This is a genomic window from Enterococcus sp. 12C11_DIV0727 (genome assembly GCF_002148425.2).
GTDB lineage: Bacteria > Bacillota > Bacilli > Lactobacillales > Enterococcaceae > Enterococcus_L > Enterococcus_L lemimoniae.
Genome location: NZ_CP147248.1, coordinates 387,623 through 408,411 on the forward strand (window position 1 = coordinate 387,623; position 20,789 = coordinate 408,411).

Genomic DNA, 20,789 nt, shown 5'->3' on the forward strand with positions numbered 1-20,789 from the left:
TCAACTAAAGGTTGGGACAGAAGGAAGTGCTTCTGCTCCCAACGTTTAGGTGAATACTAAGAGCCTGGCCTTTTATTGAGTTATAAGGAGGAAAGAATTATGAAAAAATCGAAATCGCCTTATTTTTTTATCGCGCCAGCCGTTGCTTTATTACTTATTTTTTCGATCATACCGATTTTTATTGCGGTAACGATTAGTTTTACCGATATGAGTTTAGCTGGCTTAGCTGATTTTTCTCGAATCAATTTTGTTGGTTTGGAAAACTATTTAAACATATTTAATGATAAAGTCTTTGGTCAGGCAATGTTTAATACGGCTTACTACGTCATAATTGGCGTGCCGCTTGTTATTCTTTCTTCTTTAGCTTTAGCCATTATGATCAATTTCGGAGAAAATAAATTTTTCTCGTTTATGCGTCTAGTATTTTATAGCCCTTCGATCACAAATACAGTAGCTGTATCCGTTGTCTGGATGTATTTATATAATCCTACGATCGGGTTATTGAATCATTTATTATCATACTTAAATATTGGCCCAATTATGTGGCTGACGGATCCCAGTACATCGAAATTATCTTTGATTATCATTGCAGTTTGGAAGGCAATCGGATTGAACATGCTCATTTTCTTAGCGGCAATTCAAGGTATTCCAAAAGAATATTATGAAGCAGCTGAAATGGACGGAGCCAATAAGTGGCAACAAATCTTAAAAATCACGATTCCATTACTAAAGTTTTCAATTTTCTTTGTGACGGTCACAACATTGATCGGCTGGTTCCAATTCTTCGATGAACCGTTTGTTATGACGAAAGGTGGTCCGTTAGATAGCACATTATCTGTTGCGTTATTTATCTATCAAAGAGGCTTCCAATACAATAAATTTGGTTATGCAGCAGCAGGATCAGTCATCTTATTTATTGCAATCATTATTGTGACGAGTATTCAAATGAAAATTCAAACAAAACAAAAAGAAAATGAAGGGTAAAAGGAGAGAACGAGATGAATTCACATAAAAATGCGCAAATGAGTTTTAAGCTTTTTATCGGTATCCTCTTAGGTGTTCTAGGTATTATGACCTTTTTTCCTTTTCTGTGGATGATTTTTTCTTCTTTTAAGACAAACGCGGAAATCAATCAAATCGTTCCTAGTCTATTTCCAAAAGAGGCAACATTTGACAACTTCAAAGAGCTGTTTTTTAGATTGAATTTTGGGACCTACCTAAAAAACACCTTGATCATTACAGCCTGTTCGTTTGTCGGATTGTTACTGAATGCAATGGCTGGTTACGGTTTTGCTAAATTTGATTTTAAAGGGAAAAACGGATTATTTCTCATGGTTTTAGCCACGATGATGATTCCTGGACAAGTCACCATGATTCCTGTGTATTTATTATTAAATTCTGTCGGTTTGACGAATACCTTGATTGGGATCGTTTTGCCTGGTTTGGCAGGCGCCTTTGGGATCTTTTTATTCAGGCAATTTATGAATACTATCTCCAATGAAATGCTTGAAGCAGCTCGGTTAGATGGTGCTAGTGAATGGTATATCTTTTTTAAGATTATTTTACCAGTTAGTCGTCCAATCTTAGCCGTTCAAGGTATCTTGACTTTTATCGGCGGTTGGAATTCATTCTTATGGCCATTGATCATTGCTAACGATGAAAAATATTACACGTTATCTGTTGGATTGCAACTACTCCAAGGACAGCATGGTAATAATTATGCTTTACAAATGGCAGGAGCGACCTTTATGGTCATTCCGATTTTGATTGTTTTTTCAATTTTTCAAAAGTACATTTTACAAGGATTTAATGTTTCTGGAATTAAATAAGCGAACAGAATACTTGCCCAAAATAAAAAGAAAAAGGTGAATGGACAATGGAACAAAAACAACTGATTGAGTTGCTGAAGCAAATGACGGTAGATGAAAAAGTGGGTCAGTTATTACAATTGGCAGCTGAATTTTATTCTGAAAAAGCAGAAGAAAAAACGGGTCCGATGACAGATCTTGGTTTAACGCATGAAGATATCAATAATGCAGGAACAACTCTAGGTATTTCTGGAGCCAAAGAAGCGATCCGTGTACAAAAAGCCTATATGGAAAATAATCGTCTGGGCATTCCAACAATTTTAATGGCGGATATTATCCACGGGTTTCGGACAATTTTTCCAATACCGCTTGGATTAGGAAGCTCATGGGATCTTGAAGCGGCTAAAAAAGTTGCAGAGGTTTCAGCGAAAGAAGCTGCAGTCTCCGGTTTACATGTGACGTTTTCACCGATGGTTGATTTGGTTCGTGATCCTCGCTGGGGGCGTGTTATGGAGTCAACTGGGGAAGATTCTTTTTTGAATAGTCGCTTTGCTGAGGCATTTGTTAAAGGCTATCAAGGGGAGGATTTAAAAAATGACTTTTTCCGGGTAGCGGCTTGTGTTAAACATTTTGCAGCTTATGGTGCTGCAATCGGTGGTCGTGATTATAACACGGTCAATATGTCTGAAAGACAATTACGAGATAGCTATTTACCTGGGTATAAAGCCGCGCTTGATGCCGGGGCAAAATTAGTGATGACTTCATTTAATACAGTTGATGGTGTTCCAGCTACAGGGAATAAGTGGTTGTTTCGGGATGTCTTGAGAAAAGAATTTGGTTTTGATGGGGTAGTGATTTCCGATTGGGGAGCCGTAATTGAATTAATTCCTCATGGTGTTGCACAAGATAAAAAACAAGCAGCTGAATTAGCGATCAAAGCAGGTGTTGACATTGAAATGATGACAACATGTTATACAGAAAATTTAAAAGCCTTGATTGAAGAGAAACGTATTGATGAAGCAATTCTTGACGAAGCAGTTTTACGAATTTTAGCGTTGAAAAATGATTTAGGCTTATTTGAGAATCCGAATAGAGGGGCTGATATTGCATTAGAAAAAGAAGTTGTTTTATCAAAAGAACATCGGGAAATTGCCAGAGATGTTGCAAAAAAATCGATCGTATTATTAAAAAATGAAGCGATGTTACCATTATCAAAACAAGAAAAAGTTGCAATTGTAGGACCAGCCGCTGATTCTCATGACGTTATTGGTGTTTGGTCTTGGCAAGGAAAAAAAGAAGAAGCTGTTTCATTAGCGCAGGGTGTTAGTGAACTTGCGGCAGAATATATAATCGGAACGGAGGCTTTTGATTACTTTAAACCAACTCAAGCTGCAATTGATGAAGCAATTGCTTTAGCAAAAAAAGCAGATAAGGTAATCTTGGCTCTTGGAGAAGAAGAATGGATGAGTGGAGAGGCCTCAAGTCGTAGCGATATTCGATTACCGCAAGCTCAGCTCGATTTATTCAAAGCAATTCAAGCCGTGAACGATCAGATCATCGTAACCCTTTATAATGGCCGACCATTAGATCTACAAAGTATCGACTCAGCCAAAGCCATTGTTGAAGCTTGGTTTCCTGGAACAGAAGGTGGTGCAGCACTGGCAGATATTTTGTATGGCGAATACAATCCGAGTGCTCGTTTAAGTATGTCATTTCCAGAAACAGTGGGACAAGTCCCTGTTTATTATAATTATGATAATACAGGTAGACCATATAAACCTGGTGATGAAAAATATGTCTCAAAATATCTAGATGTATCAAATTTTGCTAAATATCCTTTTGGATTTGGATTGAGTTATAGTCAGTTTGTTTACATGGACCTCAAGCTAAGTAAGAATGAAATGAAACTAGATGAAACGATCACAGCTTCGGTTACGATAGAAAACCAATCCGAACGAACTGGGCAAGAAACCGTCCAATTATATATTCGTGATCAAGTCGGCGAAGTTGTTCGTCCGGTAAAAGAACTAAAAGGCTTTGAAAAAGTAACCATAAAAGCACATGAGAAAAAGACTGTCCAATTTACAATCAGTGAAGAATTATTACGCTATGTTCATAGTGACCAAGCATTCACTAGTGATGCTGGTACATTTGATGTCATGATTGGCGCAAATAGCAGAGATGTCCAAACAACCACATTCAAATTACTAAAATAGATAGGAAGAGTGAGATGACAGATCAAAAACGAACGATTGAAAATGGCGGGACAACCTTCTCGTTTTTAGAAACAGGGGATTTATACGAAATTTTAAATGGAACGATTATGATCAATCAGCTCCATGGTAATCGACTTGATGGTAGCTGTAACCAACTCTACTTAAGAGTGTATACTCAAAATGGTATTCAAACAGCACCAATGATCGGTTCAAACGCAAAAAGTACCTTTTATATCGACGAAAAACAAGCTACTTGGCAAGGAGAGTTTTTAGGGATAGCGTATCAAGTAGAGTTTCAAATTGCAAAATCTGGTAATTGGTTTTGGCAGGTGAGCTTAACTGGTTCTAGTCAAAAAGCAGATGTTATTTACGGACAAGATATTGGGAACGCCACAAAAGGGGCTGTTCGATCGAATGAAGCGTATATGTCACAATACGTGGATCATCATGTTTCAAAAGAAGCAGGTACGATTACGATCTCTTCTCGCCAAAATCAACCGCAAGACGGTAATTTTCCAGTGATTGAACAAGGAAGTCTTAATTCGTTAGTAGCATTTTCAACAGATGGGTATCAATTTTTTGATCGTGACTATAAAGATACGAATCAAGCAAAAGCCTTAAAACAAGATTTTTTGGCAAATGAAGTGTATCAATACGAGTTTGCTTATGTTGCTTTACAGACAGAAATTTATGATATAAAACGTGAGGCAACGACAATCGTTTTTTATGGCGCTCCAATTAAGAATCAACGGACAGTAATTGAACAACCGCTTGTTTCGAAAGCTGCTATAAAAAAAGAGTATGGTTCCTTGAATAGTCAAAACAATGCAGGACAAGGGAAAAATAGTGTAAAAACATTAGGGAAACCAATCATCGGAGCAACAATAACGGAACAAGAACTGCATGAGTTATTTCCTAAACAAGAGCAAATTGAAATGATCGATGGAAAAATTGCCTCTTTCTTTACGAAAGATTATCATCACGTTGTGTTAAAAGAAAAAGAAGTCGCAATGGAACGAGCACATGGTCATATTTTATTAAGCGGCACAGAATTAGATGTGGAGCATCCCGAATTAAGCACAACGGTTTACATGTATGGTTTATTCAATTCACAAATTGTTTTAGGGAATACATCAATGAATAAATTGATGAGCAATAGTCGCAACTCATTAAATATTATGAAGCAATCAGGGCAAAGAATCTACCTCAAATCAGGGAAACAGTGGCGTATATTAACGATGCCATCCGCTTTTGAGATGGGATTAAATTCTGCTACGTGGTATTATAAATTAGAGAATGATATACTTATTGTGAGAACGTTCACGCTATGTGGTACAAAAGAAATCCGTACGGAAGTAACCAGCCAAAATGGGTTACAGTACACCTTTGCGGTAACGAATCAATTGGTGATGAATGCAGATGAAGAGGAACCGACAGTCAACATAACAAAAGTGGATGAACGGCTCAAAGTGACTGCAACAACAGATTCAGTCATCCACGAAGAATACCCAGATCTAACCTATTATTTTTCACTGGATAAACCTTTTGAGTTGACTGATGAGCGTCTTTTTCTATCAGGTGATTCTGAAAAAGTTTTGACCATCTTTGTCATAGAAGCGCAAGCAGCGTTTTCGATGCAGATCCAAGCGAATCTGACAGCAGCGCCATTTCAAGTTATAAAGACTACTTATGCTAAGGAAAATGAGCAATTCTTAGGGTTTATAAATGGCTTGTTGAATCATTTTAAACTAACGCATGCCACTGAAGCGGTCGAATCAATGAATATTTTAGCTCGTTGGTATACACATAATATGTTAGTGCATTATCTTTCTCCTCATGGCTTAGAGCAATACGGAGGGGCGGCTTGGGGAACCAGAGATGTCTCTCAAGGACCAACAGAATTTTTCTTAGCTGTCAATAAACCAGAGATTGTGGGTTCAATCATAAAAAATGTCTATGCCAATCAATTTAATGATGACGGAAATTGGCCTCAGTGGTTTATGTTTGATCGTTATGAAAAACAAAAAGCCGATGAAAGCCATGGTGATGTAATTGTTTGGCCGATGAAAATCGTAGCGGATTATTTAGCTAAAACCAAAAATTTTGACATTCTAGAAGAAAAAATACCATACACTGATCGAAAAACATTCCTAAAGACGGATGAGACAGTTTCCTTGTTTGATCATGTGAAAAGGGAAATTAACTATATTGAAGCCAACTTTTTAGAAGGAACCTATCTTTCTTGTTATAGCGATGGGGATTGGGATGACACCTTACAACCATACAATAATAAATTAAAAAAATATATGGCAAGTAGTTGGACCGTGGCTTTAACGTATCAGGTAATTAAAAAATTAGGCCATTTGTTGATAGAAGTCGATAGTGCCTATGGAAAACATTTAGAAGAACTGGCTGTAAACATAAAAAAAGATTTTGAAAAGTATCTTTTATCGACTGAAACTATTCCAGGTTTTGTTTATATGGAAGATCCAGATCATGTAGAATTGATGATTCATCCAACGGATAAAAAAACAGGGATCCAATATCGTTTACTGCCAATGACCCGTAGTATGATCGCAGAAATAGTAACTGCAGAACAAGCCGAAAAGCATGTTGCAATCATTAAAGAACATTTACAGTTTCCCGACGGTGTTCGTCTAATGAACCGACCAGCTACTTACCAAGGTGGGGTGAGCACTAACTTCAAACGGGCTGAACAATCAGCGAATTTTGGGCGGGAAATCGGGTTACAATATGTTCACGCTCATATTCGCTTTACCGAAGCCATGGCAAAACTTGGAAAAGGGGATGAAACATGGCAAGCATTGACAATTATTAACCCTATTCAGCTAAAAGATCATGTGAAAAATGCGGAAATTCGCCAAGCAAATGTCTACTTTAGTAGCTCCGATGGTGATTTTAAAACGAGATACGATGCTCAAGCCCATTTTGATCAACTAAAAACGGGGCGTGTAGGTGTCAAAGGTGGTTGGCGTATTTACTCTAGTGGTCCGGGAATCTATATAAATCAATTGTTGAGTAATGTATTAGGCATTCGAGAAGAGCCGCAACAGGTGATTTTTGATCCGATTTTGCCAAAAGTATTAGATGGACTAGAAATGATTTATCGATTGGCTGATAAAGATGTACGGATTATTTTTCATTTGGCTAGTCAAAAATCAGCGGTAGTAGCAAATGGTCAAGAGCTCACTATAGAACGAGAACAAAATCCTTACCGTCAAGGCGGTTATGTTGTGTCCCTTGCAGAGCTTGCGGCTCGTTTAGATGAGAAAGAAAATCAAATAGATATTTTTTGTTAGGAGATGAGCATTCATGGTAGGAATTAAAGAAATTGCAAAAAAAGCAGGGGTGTCGATTTCAACTGTTTCTTATGCATTAAATGGCAGTCCAAAAGTTACTGAAGCAACTCGAGCAAGAATCCAAGCGATTGCAGATGAATTGGACTATGTTCCTAACATGGCTGCACGAACGTTAAAAAGACAACAAACGAATATAATTGGTGTGTATCTTGCTGATTATGGCGGTAGTTTTTATGGTGAACTGTTAGATGGTATCAAAAAAGGCTTAGAAGCTCAAAATTTTGAAATGATCGTTTGTAGCGGAAATAAATCACATTTATTTATTCCTGAACGAATGATTGATGGCGCGATTGTTTTAGATTGGACTTTTAAGAATAAGGAAATTGAGCAATATGCGGATCGAGGTCATTTTTTAGTGATTTTAGATCGGTTGATTACGCATGAAAATGTGCGTAAGGTGCTACTTGACAACCGAGGCGGTGCGACTTTAGCGATTGAAAAAGCAGTTGCTTGTCAAACAGAAAAATTATACTTGATCTCTGGTCCAGAAAAGAGCTATGATGGTCAAGAACGTTTGAGTGCTAGTATCAAAGAACTAGAACGGTTTACTATTGATCATGAGATCATTAAAGGTGATTTTACCGAACCTTCAGGCTACCAAGCAGCGAAAGAAATCATGGCGAAAGAACCAACTTTTCCACTTGATATTTTCGCATTGAATGATGAAATGGCGATTGGTGTTTATAAATATTTTAAAGAAACCCCATATGAAATTGGTAAGGATATCCGCTTGATTGGGTTTGATAATATTGATATCAGCGCTTTTATCCAACCGAGATTAGCGACCATATCGTATTCTAAACACCGTTGGGGCATGTTAGCAGCAGAAAAAATCATTCAGTTGATTACAGGAGAAGCAACAGAGGATGACCATATCTATACTAGTTTTATCGATGGTTCTTCATTTCCTAAAAGAGGTCAATAAAAAACGATATTTTTATAGAGAGAGAACGAATCTAGGAAAACTATTGATTCGTATTTAGGGTGTGAAACAAAAGTGATGTTTACTTTTGTCTCACACCTTTTTTTTATTCATTATTTTTAAACAGTTGTGAAATTAAGTGTTTTAGTTTAAACTATTATGGTAGAGGTGATAAGGATGATTTCAAACCGAGATGGCTTAGCAGAAAAAGTTTATATGCTAGGGATTTTACAACAAAAATACGTTGTCGCAAGATTAAAAGTACTTCAGTTAAATAGTTTACAAGCCCGTAGCCTTAGCTATATATCCATTCATCCTGGGACGATTCAACGGGAACTAGCAGATTATCTTGGTAAAAAACAAGCAACGGTTACTAATATTTTAAAAGGGTTGGAAGAGCGAAAACTAGTTTATCGTGAAATCCCAAGAAGTAATGAGCGACAGAAAAATCTCTTTCTTACAGCGGAAGGTGAGCAGTTAGTGAGGCAAGTAAATATTATTTTTGAACAGTTGGATCAGAAAGTTCGTAATGGGTTAACTGAACTAGAACAAGAGCAACTAGAGGTCAACCTAGCTAAGGCTAAACAGAATTTTGACTAGTATTAGTAACTATTTTTTTTAAATTACATTAAAGGGGCTTGTTCAAAGATTCCCTTGAGATTCAGGGTGAAAAAGGGCAAAGTACATTGGGTACGTATCGTATCTAGTCTTTAAAAGATGGAGGTTTTTTTATGATAACAGAGAAGAAATTCGCTGACGGTGAAAATATTTGGATCAATATTAATTCAGATCAGGTAGCAACAGATTCTGATTTATATAAACAATATGAGATTGACACTGAAATTATTTCGTATGCCCTAGATAAAAATGAACGGGCTCGTATTGAATATGATAGCGAATTAGAAACCTTTATTTTAATTTATAATGTTCCCAGGAAAGGGAAGAGTAACAATCATTACGAAGCGATCCCAATGACCTTTTTGATCAAAGATAAACGGATGTTGACCATAACCAACAGTGAAAATATGTATATTATTCAGTATATGGAGAAGTATCTAGAAAAAAATACAGACGTATCGATTTTTAATTTCCTTTTTTCTAGCTTATTTATTATTACAGATAAATTTTTCCCTGTAATCGAAGCAATGGATCGAGAGCGAAATCATATCAATACTATGCTGAAAGAGAAAACGACTAAAACAAATTTACTGGCTTTATCAGATGTTGAAACAGGAGTTGCGTACTTTATGTCCGCGACAAAGCAAAATGCCGTTTTATTGGATCAAATAAAAACGAATGTGATTTTTCAAAACCTAAATGATATTGAAAAGGAACAATTGGAAGATACACAGATTGAAGCGAGACAGTTAGTTGAAATGGCTCAGTTAACTTCCCAAGTTCTGCAGCAATTATCAGGTACTTATAATAATATTTTGAATAACAATCTAAATGATACGATGAAAATTTTGACGATTCTCTCTATTTTATTAACGATACCAACAATCGTCACTGGTTTTTTCGGGATGAATATGCCATTGCCTTTAGAACATAATATTTTAGGCTGGGTAATTGCGATTGGGATTAGTTTGATTGGTTGGTTTGGCTTGTCCTTTATTTTACGACTTATTTTAAAATAACATGACATAACTGTATATTCCTACTTAGGAGCTGAAATAAAAGTGATTTTTACTTTTGTTTCAGCTCCTTTAACATATAGTTCTAAATAAAAAAATAACCTTCTGAATACTCACTTCCACATTAATGTGGAAGCAGAAGATAATTTACTATCGGACAAATTATTCGTATACTTCAATCATGGAAAGCGCTTTCTGGAGGTGTGGCAAATGAACAAACTGACAAAAAGAGAAAATGAGTTGATTCGCTTACTCTTGTTTCAACAGGAGTATCAAGCAACAAGTTTTTTCAGTAAGGAATTATCAGTATCGAATAAGACGATTTATAATGACTTACAAAATATTGAAGAGTATCTTGCAGAAAATGACTTGACGGTCAATCGAGTTCCAAGAAAAGGGCTATATTTATTAGGGTCTAGAGCGGCAAAAGAACGGCTCAAAGGATATCTGTTACAAGAAAGTATCATTATTTTGGAAGATGAAGTATTTTCACCAGCGTATCGACAATTGATTATGCTATCTGAGATCCTACTTTTTGATGAAAGAATAACCTATGATGTGTATGCAAAACGATTTTTAGTTAGTAAACAATCAATCAAAAAAGACATGGACGAAGTTTTAGACTATTTAAATAAAAGTGGACTAAATAAATTAGAAAATCGTAGCGTACCTAGGTTTGAAGAGGAAACGCGCATTCAAAAAGTCTATAAAAAGTATTTGGTTCGTTATAGCAAGAAATACCACCCGCAAGCAGAGAGAAGGCAAAATGATCGTTTTCCATTTTTCTCAGAAATTTTTGAGCCAACAATTATTCAAAATGTATTCGGTTTCATTGAAAAAATAATGCTGCATACGGGGAAAACTCTGAATGATTACTTTGTTTATTCGTTAAAGTTATCCTTAGTGATCTTTTTGACTCGACTTAAAGCGGGACATCATGTAGAAGAGCAGAATGAATTTGTTTTTAAAGACTTGCAGAAAATGCAGCTTTATATGGTTGCGCTAAATTTTTCTGAAGAAATGAATCAAGAAATGAACTGCATTTTTTATAAACCAGATATTCAATATTTATGTTCATTATTATTAGCACACGGTGTTGTTCCTGGGATGATCGACCTGCCTGTCGATGAAAAGATTCACCAAATGACCAGTGCACTGATCAAAGAGATGGCCCATTTACTTGATGTAAAAGTGGATAAAGATGAACAGTTATTTCATTCGTTGCTTGCTCACATTATGCCAATGATTCATAGATTGAAAAATGATATCTATGTGCGAAACCCACTTAAAGAAAATATCAAAAAGCAGTATACAACGATGTTTACACTCACACAATACGCATCGGCTGTCTTTGAAAAATATGACAATTTATTTTTAAACGAAGATGAAGTTTCTTTTTTAACGATTCATTTTCAAATTGCCTTTGAGAAAATTCAGTTAACTAAACATGTATTGATTGTTTGTGGTAATGGTTTAGCGACATCAGAATTGATTTTTAATCGAATCAAACAGAACTTACCTGCAAGCGTTATTGTAGAAATTGCTTCAGAAAAGCAATTAATGGGTAATCCGATCGATGATGTTGATTTGATCATAGCAGCGGTTCCACTCGAGTTGTCAGGAATCCCGATTCTTCATGTTTCAGCTTTACCTACAGCTGAAGAGGTTTCAATGATCGCAAGCTATTTATCCACAATTAGCGAGAATGAAAAAAAATTTACGTATTCAAAAGAAATAAAAACGGTTTCTTTAGGGCGATTTATTGACCGGAATTTAATCTTCTTACATCAGGAGTTTGAGAAAAAAGATGAAATTTTAACCTTTTTAATTGAGCAATACCAAGATTTAGGATTAGTGAATGATGGGTTTGAAGAAGCTATTTTACAAAGAGAAGCGCTTGGTAATACTAGTATTGTCAGTGGTGTAGCAATTCCTCATGGAGCACCAGAGACGGTTAAAGAAACACGACTAGCTTTTATGACGACTAAAAAAGCTGTTGATTGGGGCGTAAATCAGGTTTGGTTGATTGTCATGATTGCTATTGCTGAAAAAGATATGACGATCGCTAAAGACTTAGTTTCTGTTTTATATGGCATGATAGATTCTAAAGAGAGAGTTGAAAAAATTATCGACAGTAAAGAGATCGAAGAATTAATGAGTTGTTTGAGCAGGAGGGAATGTTGAAGATGTATTTTGATAGTGAAATTGCTGAATTTCAGGTGGAAGTAAAAGATAGAAATGACGCTCTGCGACGTTTGACAGAGCAATTAGGAGCTAAACAGTTTATTACAAATGATTTTCTTGAACATATTATTGAAAGAGAAGAAAAATTTCCGACGGGTCTGCCTGTTCACACAATCGGTGTTGCCATACCCCACACAGATAGTGAGTATGTAAAAAAATCTCAAATTGCCTTTATGTCTTTAAATGAACCAGTTACTTTTTTTGAAATGGGCACCAATGACAAGCCAGTCAACGTTCATATGATTTTTATGTTGGCTTTAAAAGAACCTCATGAACAATTAGAAATGCTGCAAAAGTTAATTAGTATGATTCAAGAACAAGCAATCATGGAGCGCTTATATCAGTGTCAAACGAAAGCAGAATTTATTCAAATAATTCATCATGTTGGCTTAGCCTAAGAAATGGGGGAAATGATATGTTAGATGCATTACAGTGGTTTGTTGATTTAGGAGCAATTGTTGTTTTACCGATTTTGATTTTTGTTTTTGGAATGATTCTTGGTACAAAACCGAGTAAAGCATTCACGTCTGCTTTAACGGTTGGGGTTGGATTTGTTGGATTGAATCTGGTGATTGATTTATTGAGTACAAGCTTAGGTCCGGCAGCTCAAGCCATGGTGGAACGTTTTGGCTTAAATTTAACTACGATCGATGTTGGTTGGCCAGCCGCTGCCGCAATTTCATACGGAACAGTTTTAGGAAGTTTAGTGATTCCGATTGGGGTTTTATTAAACGTAGTACTGATTATTTTAGGGTTGACGAAAACATTGAATGTGGATATATGGAATTTTTGGCATGGGGCATTTATTGCTTCGTTAATTTACGCATTAACAGGAAATTTTGCAATGGGCATTGCCGCAACGGTTGTTTATATGATGATGATTTTGTTATTTGGGGATATTTTAGGACCAATCGTTAAGAAGTTCTATGGTTTTCCTAACATAACGTTTCCTCATGGTACGGCCGCTCCTGGTTTTATCTTCGCAATACCGATGAATTGGTTATTTGATCGTATTCCTGGGATTAAAAATTGGAAAGCTGATCCTGAAACAATTCAAAAGCGTTTTGGTATTTTTGGAGACTCAACTGTAATGGGCTTTTTGATTGGTTTGGTGATTGGGCTTTTTGCAGGATATGATGTTGCTGGAGTAGGACAACTAGCTGTAAAAACAGGTGCAGTAATGGTCTTGATGCCGAAAATGGTCGCATTGTTGATGGAAGGCTTAACGCCAATTTCAGAAGCCGCCAATGAGTTTGTAAAGAAACGCTTTCCAGGAAGAGAATTGTACATTGGGATGGATGCGGCTTTATCAGTAGGACATCCAGCTGTTTTATCTTCTTCTTTGCTATTAGTTCCAATTACGATTTTACTTGCAGTAATTTTACCAGGAAACACAACCTTGCCATTTGGTGATTTAGCAACGATCCCATTCTTAGTTTGTTTGATGGCAGCTGTTTTCGCCGGAAATATTGTCCGGACGGTTATTGCAGGTTCAATTTATATGGTCAGCATTTTGTATATCACTTCGTGGGTCGCACCACTGGTAACGATGTCTGCTAAAGCCGCTAACTTTGATTTACAGGGGAATTCTAGTATTACAGCACTTGCTGAAGGCGGCTTATGGACGACCTGGCTGTACATTGGCTTAACAAAAATATTAAGTTGGGGTGGTTTAGCTATCATTGGCGGAATCGTTTTAGTAGGAATGATCTATGTCAATAAAATTTTACCAAAAAGACAAGCAGCACAAAATAAATAAACTGAAAGGAAGTAATTAGAATGAAAAAAATGTTGATCATGTGTGGCACAGGAGTTGCAACATCGACAATCGTAACCAATAAAGTCAAAGAATGGTTAAAAACCAAAGGATATGAAAACGAGGTTAAACTCTATCAGTCAAAAGTAGCGGATGAAATGAACCGTATCGATGATTATGACATTATCGTCAGTACAACAGTAGTACCAGATAAAATCAAAGACAAAATCATCATGGGGTTACCCTTGCTGACTGGAATGGGCGCAGAAGAAATGTATCAAGAAATCGAAGCTAAAATCAAGGAATAGGAGGAATTGCTTTGTTAGTTACATCAAAAGAACTATTTACTAAAGCGCAACAAGAGGGATTTGCTATCCCAGCGGCAAATTTTTTCGACTTAGATTCTGCTCGATCTTATGTATCAGTGGCTGAGCGGATGAATAAGCCGTTGATCTTAGCGTTTGCACAAGCGCACATGGAGATGATGTCACTTGAAGAAGCAGTGTTGATTGGTCATTATTTAGCTGAAAAAGCAACAGTGCCAGTAGTATTGCATTTGGATCATGGGCAAGATGAAAAAGTAATCAAACAAGCAATCGATCTAGGATTCACCTCTGTCATGATTGATGCGTCTCTTGATCCTTTTGCTGAAAACGTCCGACGCTCTAAAGCAATTGCAGAGTATGCTCATGCAAGAGGCGTAGTGGTTGAAGCTGAAATTGGTTTTGTAGGTTCTGGTGTCAATTATGAGAACCATGATCATAGCGATTCAATTTATACAGAAGTTGCTGATGCTGTAAGCTTTGTTGGACAGACGCAAGTTGATTCTTTAGCCGTTTCGATCGGTACCGCACATGGTTTTTATAAAGGGGTACCGAAAATCAGTTTTGAACGATTAGCAGAACTTCAAAAAGCAGTGGCAACGCCACTTGTTTTACACGGCGGTTCTTCTTCAGGAGACGATAATTTACATCGATGTGCTACTGAGGGAATCAGTAAAATCAATATATTTACTGATTTTATCACTGCTGCAATAAAGGCAATCGAACAAGAAAAGCCGGAAGACTATTTTCAATTGAAAATCATGGCAAATCGAGCTGTAGAAGAAACATTAGCGCATTACTATACCATTTTTGCGACTAAATAAAAGAGGTGATTATTTTGATTAAAAGAGCTATACGCGCACCATTTTTCTGTGTAAATCCTAAAGCTTATTTATATGGAGATGCCGCCTTAAAATTAGCAGAAAAAGCGGATGAACTTGCTGAGAAGTATGATCTAGATATTTTTTTCACTGTTCAGCATGTTGATGCTTATCGGATCGCTAAAGCAACAAAACACTTGATTATCACTGTTCAACACATGGACGGATTAACAGTAGGGCCGGGTATGGGCTATATTTTACCAGAAGGTCTCGTTGCGGCGGGCGTTCAGGCAACGTTTTTAAATCATGCAGAACATCCAGTTGGTGTCAATCAATTAGTAGCGATCATGAAACGTGCTGAGGAACAAGGGATACTCGTCATTGCTTGTGCAGATTCAATTGCAGAAGCACAAGCAATCGCCATGCTCAAACCAGATGTGATGGTCTGTGAACCAACAGAATTGATCGGTACAGGTACAGTCAGTGACCTTTCTTACATGAAACAAACCAATCAAGCAGTGAAATCTGTCTCTCCAAGTACCTTTGTTCTTCAAGCTGCTGGAATCAGTACTGTTTCTGATGTACGGCAAGCGATTGAATCCGGAGCAGATGGAACAGGTGGGACTAGCGGTATTGTTTGTGCGGCAGAGCCACTAGAAACACTACAAAAGATGATTGAAGAAGTTGTCGCTGTCAGAGCAGAGTCAAAGGAGTTATAATTGATGAAAACATATAAGAAGGATCTTGTTTTAACATCTAACGGACAACGTGTAAGCTATCACAATATCACCGAATCCGTAAGACAAGCAGTGAAAGAAAGTGATATTAGGAATGGTTTATGCGTTGTTCAGTCACCACATACGACTTGTTCTGTGATTTTTGAAGAATTTGTCCATGATTTAGATTTTAATGGAGATGAATTTTTACAAGTTGATCTGAATCGAATTTTGGATCACATCGTTCCTAGAGAATTATCTGAAGAAACGAATTATCGCTATCCTGGACCTAAGCATCTTGAATTTTTGATGGGATTGGATGATCCAAATTATCCCTGTGATCCAGGGACTATACTAAATGGCGATGCTCATATTCGTGCTTCACTATTTGGAGCGAGTGAAACATTTATCATTAGTGAAACAACACTTCAAATAGGATCAGTTGGCTATATCTATTTTATTGATTTTGATCAGAATCGTAAGCGTAATAGGAAGTGTCAGTTGATGATTATCGGGGAATAAAATATAAAAGAAAAAAGGCTCACTAACGATTTTAGTCAAATACTAAATCATTAGTGCCTTTTTTTTGTCAAATGGACATTCTTTAAGGCAACGAGAAAGAAAGGTAAATAGAGAAAAAATAAATTGGCTCGCTGCCAAAGTCCGCGATAAGGAATATGAAACTGATTTATAATAGGGATTTTAGGTGCAGCATATAAAAGCATAAAACAAACTGAGAGTATCAAAATAAAAATGAGTTTCCGAACGAATAACTGGCTGCTTTCTAAAGCATAAAGTCTAATTAAACAAAATGTAGCCATCAAGAGTGCAATAAATCCAGCACCAGATAAATAATCATGAATTAACGCTTCAATGTCTATTTGAGCGGCGTTTGTTGTGCGATCAAATAGCACAGTTACAAGGCAATCTCCGATGGAAAAGATAGCAAGGCTAATACTCAACCATATTGTTAGTGTTTGGGAAGTACTTTTGAACCGTTCATAGAAGCTTGGAATTACTAAGAGAAATAGACAACCATCAATTAGCTGCCAAACTTTAAAAGCTAATTTTACTGGGCTACCATCTTCTCCAAAATCACTGATTAATAGGGTAACTTGGTTATAGTTAGGATAGAAATGGGCAAAAATAAATGGAAAAGTAACTTCACTGATGATTACTAAAATCATAAGACTAAAACCATATCTTTTTAAAAATTGCATGAGTAAACCTTCTTTATATATAATCGTCTTTGTTCTATTAATTGTACTACAGATTGATCTTTTTAAGAAAAAAAAGGAATTAGTGTCAATTAAAGAACCTGACTTCATACTTGGAGAAATAAGTATCATTCAATCTCTTGCAGTTCAGCAACTTTTCGTGGATAATAAGGAATTGAGTTTACAAGTAAAAAACGGAAGTTTAGTTAAAATTATTTTGGGTAATAATCTAAACTAGAAGAATGGGGAAACAATGACTAAAATAAATTTCAAAAACTATCCATTAAGTGAAGTAATCTTAAACGCACTCTTAGATCTAGGCTATGAACGACCTACGCTTGTTCAGCAATCTGTAATTCCAGCTGTTCTCGATGGTAAAGATGTCTTAGTTCAATCTCAAACTGGTAGTGGGAAAACAGCTAGTTTTGGCATTCCGCTTTGTGAAAAAGTCGATTGGGCAGAAAATAAGCCTCAAGTCTTGGTCTTAGAACCAACTAGAGAGTTAGCTCAGCAAGTACAAGAAGACTTGATCAATATTGGGCGTTACAAGCGTATCAAAGCAACAGCAGTATATGGAAAAGCTTCTTACGTGAAGCAAAAATCAGAATTAAAACAGAAAAGTCATATTGTTGTAGGGACACCTGGACGAGTGCTTGATCACATCTTAAAGGGAAGTCTTCCCCTTGAGAAAATCAATTGTTTAGTGATCGATGAAGCAGATGAGATGCTGAATATGGGGTTTATCGACCAAGTAAAAGAAATCATCAGTGCACTACCAGCTGCTAAAAATACCTTATTATTTTCTGCAACGATGCCGAAAACAATTGAACGAATGAGCAGCTCCTACTTACAGGAACCTGTTGTAGTAAAAATTGCTGCTACAGAGAAAACAACCCCTAAAATTCAGCATGCTTTTTTAGATGTAACGGAAGACCAAAAATTAGCAGCTCTAGAAGCTGTCACCATAGTTGAAAATCCAGATACCTGTATCATCTTTGCTAACACGCAAGAAAAAGTTAACGATACCTATGACTTTTTAGTTAGAGCAGGCTATCCAGTCGGAAAATTACATGGCGGGATGATGCAAGAAGACCGTTTTGACGTGATGGATGCTTTTAGAAAAGCTAAATTTCGTTACCTTGTAGCAACAGACGTGGCAGCCCGTGGGATCGACATTGAAAATATTACGCACGTCATTAATCTAGATATCCCATTTGAAAAAGAAAGTTATGTCCACCGTGTCGGACGCACAGGTCGTGCAGGAAAAGAAGGTTTTGCGTTGACATTTGTAACACCAAAGGAAGAACCGTTAAAAAGAGAGATTGAATCGTTTGGGGAATTAGCTATGACTCGAATCACCTTACCAAATGCCAAGCAAGTTGCAAGAAGTAAGACAGCCTTCGATACGAAAATAACGACAAAACAAAAACCAAAACACCAAAAAGCCAAACGAGTGAATGAAGAAATCACAAAAGTCTATTTCAATGGTGGCAAGAAAAAGAAACTAAGAGCGCTTGATTTTGTAGGGACTATTTCAAAAATTGAAGGAATTACATCAGAAGATATTGGCATCATTACAATCCAAGAAAATGTGACCTATGTGGATATTTTGAATGGGAAAGGTCAACTTGTGATCCAAGCGATGAAAGAACGAACAATTAAAGGAAAACAATTAAAAGTACACGTGGCAAGAAAAAAATAAACTATTTTTGTACTGTCATTTTAAAGAAAAAATATGGACCCAGAGAATATCTTGGGAGCCATATTTTTTTGTTAGAATAAGACTCTAATTTTTGATTAAGAAATACATTGAAAGTAAAAAAATGATATACAAAAGAGGTAGAATGAAAGGACATGACTATTAGAATTTCAATCTATAAATGTTCCTTTTTATGGAGAAAATAATATAAAAAATTCATTGGAGATAAGTTGGAATGAAAAAATTTAAAGATATGATTAAACACTACAATCTAACAACAACTAAAAACCGAAAACGAGTGGGAATCATCGTTTTATTTTTGACGATTCTGCTTTTCTTACTATTTACGATCCGATTTTCGTATATCTTGATTACAGGGAAAGTCGCTGGAACCGATCTTTCTGAAAAAACGAAGGATTTATATGAAGTTCATGAAACCCTTGAAGCAAAACGGGGATCTATTTTTGATAAAGATGGCAATGTGTTGGTTGAGGATTCAAGCGCGTTTTCACTTTATGCTATTTTGGATAAAAATTACACCGATTTAGAAGGAAAAAAATTATATGTTCAAGAAAAAGATTGGACAGCGATTGCGGACATTTTTGAAAAATATGTGAAAATAGATAAAAATATGACGTTAAAGCAATTAAAACCCAGCGTAAATGATGAGGGAGAACCTGTAACGACAGTTGAATTTGGAACAAACGGGAAAAATTTAGATTTTGAAACTAAAAGAACGATCCAAGAAGCATTAGACAAACAAAAAATATCAGGTATCTATTTTAGAGAAGAAAAAAAACGAGCGTACCAAGTAGGGAATTTTGCTTCTTATTTTATTGGTTATGCACAAGAAGATGACAAAGGCAACGAACAAGGTGTAATGGGGATTGAAGAGGCCTACAATGATCAGTTATCAGGTAAGAATGGTTCTAGAAGTTATGAGAAAAATTCAGCTTTAGGAGATGTAAAACCTGGTAGTGTTAAGGAGAAAAAACGAGTTAACGGAAGTGATGTCTATACTACGCTAGATAGTAATTTACAATTTTATCTGGAAGAGTTGCTAGATGATGCTGCACAAAAATATCGACCAGAACATATTACGGCCACCTTGATGGAGGCTAAAACCGGAAACATCTTGGCAACCTCTCAACGGCCAACTTTTGCCTTAGACACCAAAAAAGGCTTAGATGATCCTAACACAGCTCGATGGAGCAATATTTTAGTTGAAGATATCTATGAACCAGGGTCAACCATGAAAAGTATGATGGTCGCCAGTGCTATTGAAGAAAATAAATTCAATGAAACCGAGCAGTTTACTTCAGGCAGTATCAAAGTGGATGATACTACGATCAACGATTGGAATAATGGCGTTGGTGAAGGGAATATGACCTTTAGACAAGGTTTGGCTTGGTCGAGTAACGTCGGGATGGTGACGCTTCAAGAACGAATGCCTGACTTATGGCAAGAGTACCTTAAGAAGTTTGGGTTTGGTAAAAGCACGAATTTTGGTTTAGCTGGTGAAGCGGCTGGTGAGATCCAAAATAAGACAACAGTGGATCGTGCTATGACATCCTATGGGCAAGGAATCTCTGTTACTCATTTACAAATGCTACAAGCCTATACTGCGATTGCTAATGGTGGAAAAATGCTGAAACCGAACATTATCAGTAAAGTTGTTTCAGAAAATGGTGAAGAGACAGCTGTTGAGCCAGAAGTGGTAGGAACACCGATTTCTAGTGAAACAGCTGGCAAGGTATTGGACTATATGAAAGATGTCACAGTAGATCCTAAATATGGCATGGGAAAAGAATATGCCATTGAAGGATTAAATGTCTCAGCCAAAACAGGGACGGCAGAATTCTTTGAAAATGGCACGTATCAAACGCAAGAATACTTACACTCTGTTGTGACGATCACACCAACTGAGAATCCTAAATATATTTTTTATATGACACTTAAACGACCTGTTTTAGACGGTGTTTCAGCAAATACGATTATTTCTGATGTATCCAATAAATTAGTAGAGCGGGCAATGGTTGCTCGTGATTAAAAA

General features: G+C 36.5%; 17 protein-coding genes. 16 read left to right on the forward strand and 1 reads right to left on the reverse strand.

Annotation, left to right across the window (positions count from 1 at the left end; genetic code table 11):
* The first annotated feature begins 99 nt into the window (after nucleotides 1-99).
* The 14 genes from A5866_RS01950 (at nucleotide 100) to A5866_RS02015 (ending at nucleotide 16,342) form a co-directional block, all read left to right on the forward strand.
* A complete protein-coding gene (locus A5866_RS01950; RefSeq protein WP_086279588.1) occupies nucleotides 100-984 on the forward strand; it encodes a carbohydrate ABC transporter permease in 885 nt (294 codons plus the stop codon).
* Between the two features lie 14 nt (nucleotides 985-998).
* The gene (locus A5866_RS01955; protein WP_139843306.1) at nucleotides 999-1,829 is read left to right on the forward strand and encodes a carbohydrate ABC transporter permease; all 831 of its coding nucleotides are present in this window, start codon (nucleotides 999-1,001) and stop codon (nucleotides 1,827-1,829) included.
* A gap of 47 nt (nucleotides 1,830-1,876) precedes the next feature.
* Entirely contained in the window at nucleotides 1,877-4,024 is a 2,148-nt protein-coding gene (locus tag A5866_RS01960) for a glycoside hydrolase family 3 N-terminal domain-containing protein (RefSeq protein ID WP_086444527.1), read from the forward strand.
* A 14-nt stretch (nucleotides 4,025-4,038) separates the two neighbouring features.
* Nucleotides 4,039-7,344 carry a GH36-type glycosyl hydrolase domain-containing protein gene (locus A5866_RS01965; RefSeq protein ID WP_086444526.1) on the forward strand — a complete coding sequence of 1,102 codons (3,306 nt, stop codon included), beginning with the start codon at nucleotides 4,039-4,041 and terminating at the stop codon, nucleotides 7,342-7,344.
* 13 nt (nucleotides 7,345-7,357) lie between these two features.
* Entirely contained in the window at nucleotides 7,358-8,329 is a 972-nt protein-coding gene (locus A5866_RS01970) for a LacI family DNA-binding transcriptional regulator (protein WP_086279585.1), read from the forward strand.
* A gap of 174 nt (nucleotides 8,330-8,503) precedes the next feature.
* Complete coding sequence (locus tag A5866_RS01975) at nucleotides 8,504-8,926, forward strand: MarR family winged helix-turn-helix transcriptional regulator (RefSeq protein ID WP_086444525.1); 423 nt, start codon at nucleotides 8,504-8,506, stop codon at nucleotides 8,924-8,926.
* A 131-nt stretch (nucleotides 8,927-9,057) separates the two neighbouring features.
* Nucleotides 9,058-9,963 carry a magnesium transporter CorA family protein gene (locus tag A5866_RS01980; RefSeq protein WP_086444524.1) on the forward strand — a complete coding sequence of 302 codons (906 nt, stop codon included), beginning with the start codon at nucleotides 9,058-9,060 and terminating at the stop codon, nucleotides 9,961-9,963.
* Between the two features lie 207 nt (nucleotides 9,964-10,170).
* A complete protein-coding gene (locus tag A5866_RS01985; protein WP_086444523.1) occupies nucleotides 10,171-12,144 on the forward strand; it encodes a BglG family transcription antiterminator in 1,974 nt (657 codons plus the stop codon).
* A gap of 2 nt (nucleotides 12,145-12,146) precedes the next feature.
* Nucleotides 12,147-12,602, forward strand: a complete 456-nt coding sequence (locus A5866_RS01990; protein ID WP_086444522.1) for a PTS sugar transporter subunit IIA — start codon at nucleotides 12,147-12,149, stop codon at nucleotides 12,600-12,602.
* Between the two features lie 17 nt (nucleotides 12,603-12,619).
* A complete protein-coding gene (locus A5866_RS01995; RefSeq protein ID WP_086444521.1) occupies nucleotides 12,620-13,963 on the forward strand; it encodes a PTS galactitol transporter subunit IIC in 1,344 nt (447 codons plus the stop codon).
* Between the two features lie 20 nt (nucleotides 13,964-13,983).
* On the forward strand, nucleotides 13,984-14,268 hold the full coding sequence (locus tag A5866_RS02000; RefSeq protein ID WP_086444520.1) for a PTS sugar transporter subunit IIB: 285 nt from the start codon (nucleotides 13,984-13,986) through the stop codon (nucleotides 14,266-14,268).
* A gap of 11 nt (nucleotides 14,269-14,279) precedes the next feature.
* On the forward strand, nucleotides 14,280-15,107 hold the full coding sequence (locus tag A5866_RS02005; protein ID WP_086444519.1) for a class II fructose-bisphosphate aldolase: 828 nt from the start codon (nucleotides 14,280-14,282) through the stop codon (nucleotides 15,105-15,107).
* 14 nt (nucleotides 15,108-15,121) lie between these two features.
* A complete protein-coding gene (locus A5866_RS02010; RefSeq protein ID WP_086279577.1) occupies nucleotides 15,122-15,823 on the forward strand; it encodes a triose-phosphate isomerase in 702 nt (233 codons plus the stop codon).
* A gap of 3 nt (nucleotides 15,824-15,826) precedes the next feature.
* The gene (locus A5866_RS02015; protein ID WP_086444518.1) at nucleotides 15,827-16,342 is read left to right on the forward strand and encodes a YjbQ family protein; all 516 of its coding nucleotides are present in this window, start codon (nucleotides 15,827-15,829) and stop codon (nucleotides 16,340-16,342) included.
* A gap of 50 nt (nucleotides 16,343-16,392) precedes the next feature.
* On the opposite strand, the gene A5866_RS02020 is transcribed toward A5866_RS02015, so the two are convergent.
* Complete coding sequence (locus A5866_RS02020) at nucleotides 16,393-17,040, reverse strand: DUF998 domain-containing protein (protein ID WP_086444517.1); 648 nt, start codon at nucleotides 17,038-17,040, stop codon at nucleotides 16,393-16,395.
* A 250-nt stretch (nucleotides 17,041-17,290) separates the two neighbouring features.
* On the opposite strand from A5866_RS02020, the gene A5866_RS02025 reads away from it, so the two are divergent.
* Both A5866_RS02025 and A5866_RS02030 read left to right on the forward strand, forming a co-directional pair.
* Entirely contained in the window at nucleotides 17,291-18,739 is a 1,449-nt protein-coding gene (locus A5866_RS02025) for a DEAD/DEAH box helicase (RefSeq protein ID WP_086444515.1), read from the forward strand.
* Between the two features lie 232 nt (nucleotides 18,740-18,971).
* Nucleotides 18,972-20,786 carry a penicillin-binding transpeptidase domain-containing protein gene (locus tag A5866_RS02030; protein ID WP_086444514.1) on the forward strand — a complete coding sequence of 605 codons (1,815 nt, stop codon included), beginning with the start codon at nucleotides 18,972-18,974 and terminating at the stop codon, nucleotides 20,784-20,786.
* Nucleotides 20,787-20,789 lie beyond the last annotated feature (3 nt).

Excerpts from the sequence above, each read along its gene's own strand:
- A5866_RS01950 (WP_086279588.1), top strand. The coding sequence starts at position 100 with ATGAAAAAATCGAAATCGCCTTATTTTTTTATCGCGCCAGCCGTTGCT.
- A5866_RS01955 (WP_139843306.1), top strand. The coding sequence starts at position 999 with ATGAATTCACATAAAAATGCGCAAATGAGTTTTAAGCTTTTTATCGGT.
- A5866_RS01960 (WP_086444527.1), top strand. The coding sequence starts at position 1,877 with ATGGAACAAAAACAACTGATTGAGTTGCTGAAGCAAATGACGGTAGAT.
- A5866_RS01965 (WP_086444526.1), top strand. The coding sequence starts at position 4,039 with ATGACAGATCAAAAACGAACGATTGAAAATGGCGGGACAACCTTCTCG.
- A5866_RS01970 (WP_086279585.1), top strand. The coding sequence starts at position 7,358 with ATGGTAGGAATTAAAGAAATTGCAAAAAAAGCAGGGGTGTCGATTTCA.
- A5866_RS01975 (WP_086444525.1), top strand. The coding sequence starts at position 8,504 with ATGATTTCAAACCGAGATGGCTTAGCAGAAAAAGTTTATATGCTAGGG.
- A5866_RS01980 (WP_086444524.1), top strand. The coding sequence starts at position 9,058 with ATGATAACAGAGAAGAAATTCGCTGACGGTGAAAATATTTGGATCAAT.
- A5866_RS01985 (WP_086444523.1), top strand. The coding sequence starts at position 10,171 with ATGAACAAACTGACAAAAAGAGAAAATGAGTTGATTCGCTTACTCTTG.
- A5866_RS01990 (WP_086444522.1), top strand. The coding sequence starts at position 12,147 with ATGTATTTTGATAGTGAAATTGCTGAATTTCAGGTGGAAGTAAAAGAT.
- A5866_RS01995 (WP_086444521.1), top strand. The coding sequence starts at position 12,620 with ATGTTAGATGCATTACAGTGGTTTGTTGATTTAGGAGCAATTGTTGTT.
- A5866_RS02000 (WP_086444520.1), top strand. The coding sequence starts at position 13,984 with ATGAAAAAAATGTTGATCATGTGTGGCACAGGAGTTGCAACATCGACA.
- A5866_RS02015 (WP_086444518.1), top strand. The coding sequence starts at position 15,827 with ATGAAAACATATAAGAAGGATCTTGTTTTAACATCTAACGGACAACGT.
- A5866_RS02020 (WP_086444517.1), bottom strand. The coding sequence starts at position 17,040 with ATGCAATTTTTAAAAAGATATGGTTTTAGTCTTATGATTTTAGTAATC.
- A5866_RS02025 (WP_086444515.1), top strand. The coding sequence starts at position 17,291 with ATGACTAAAATAAATTTCAAAAACTATCCATTAAGTGAAGTAATCTTA.
- A5866_RS02030 (WP_086444514.1), top strand. The coding sequence starts at position 18,972 with ATGAAAAAATTTAAAGATATGATTAAACACTACAATCTAACAACAACT.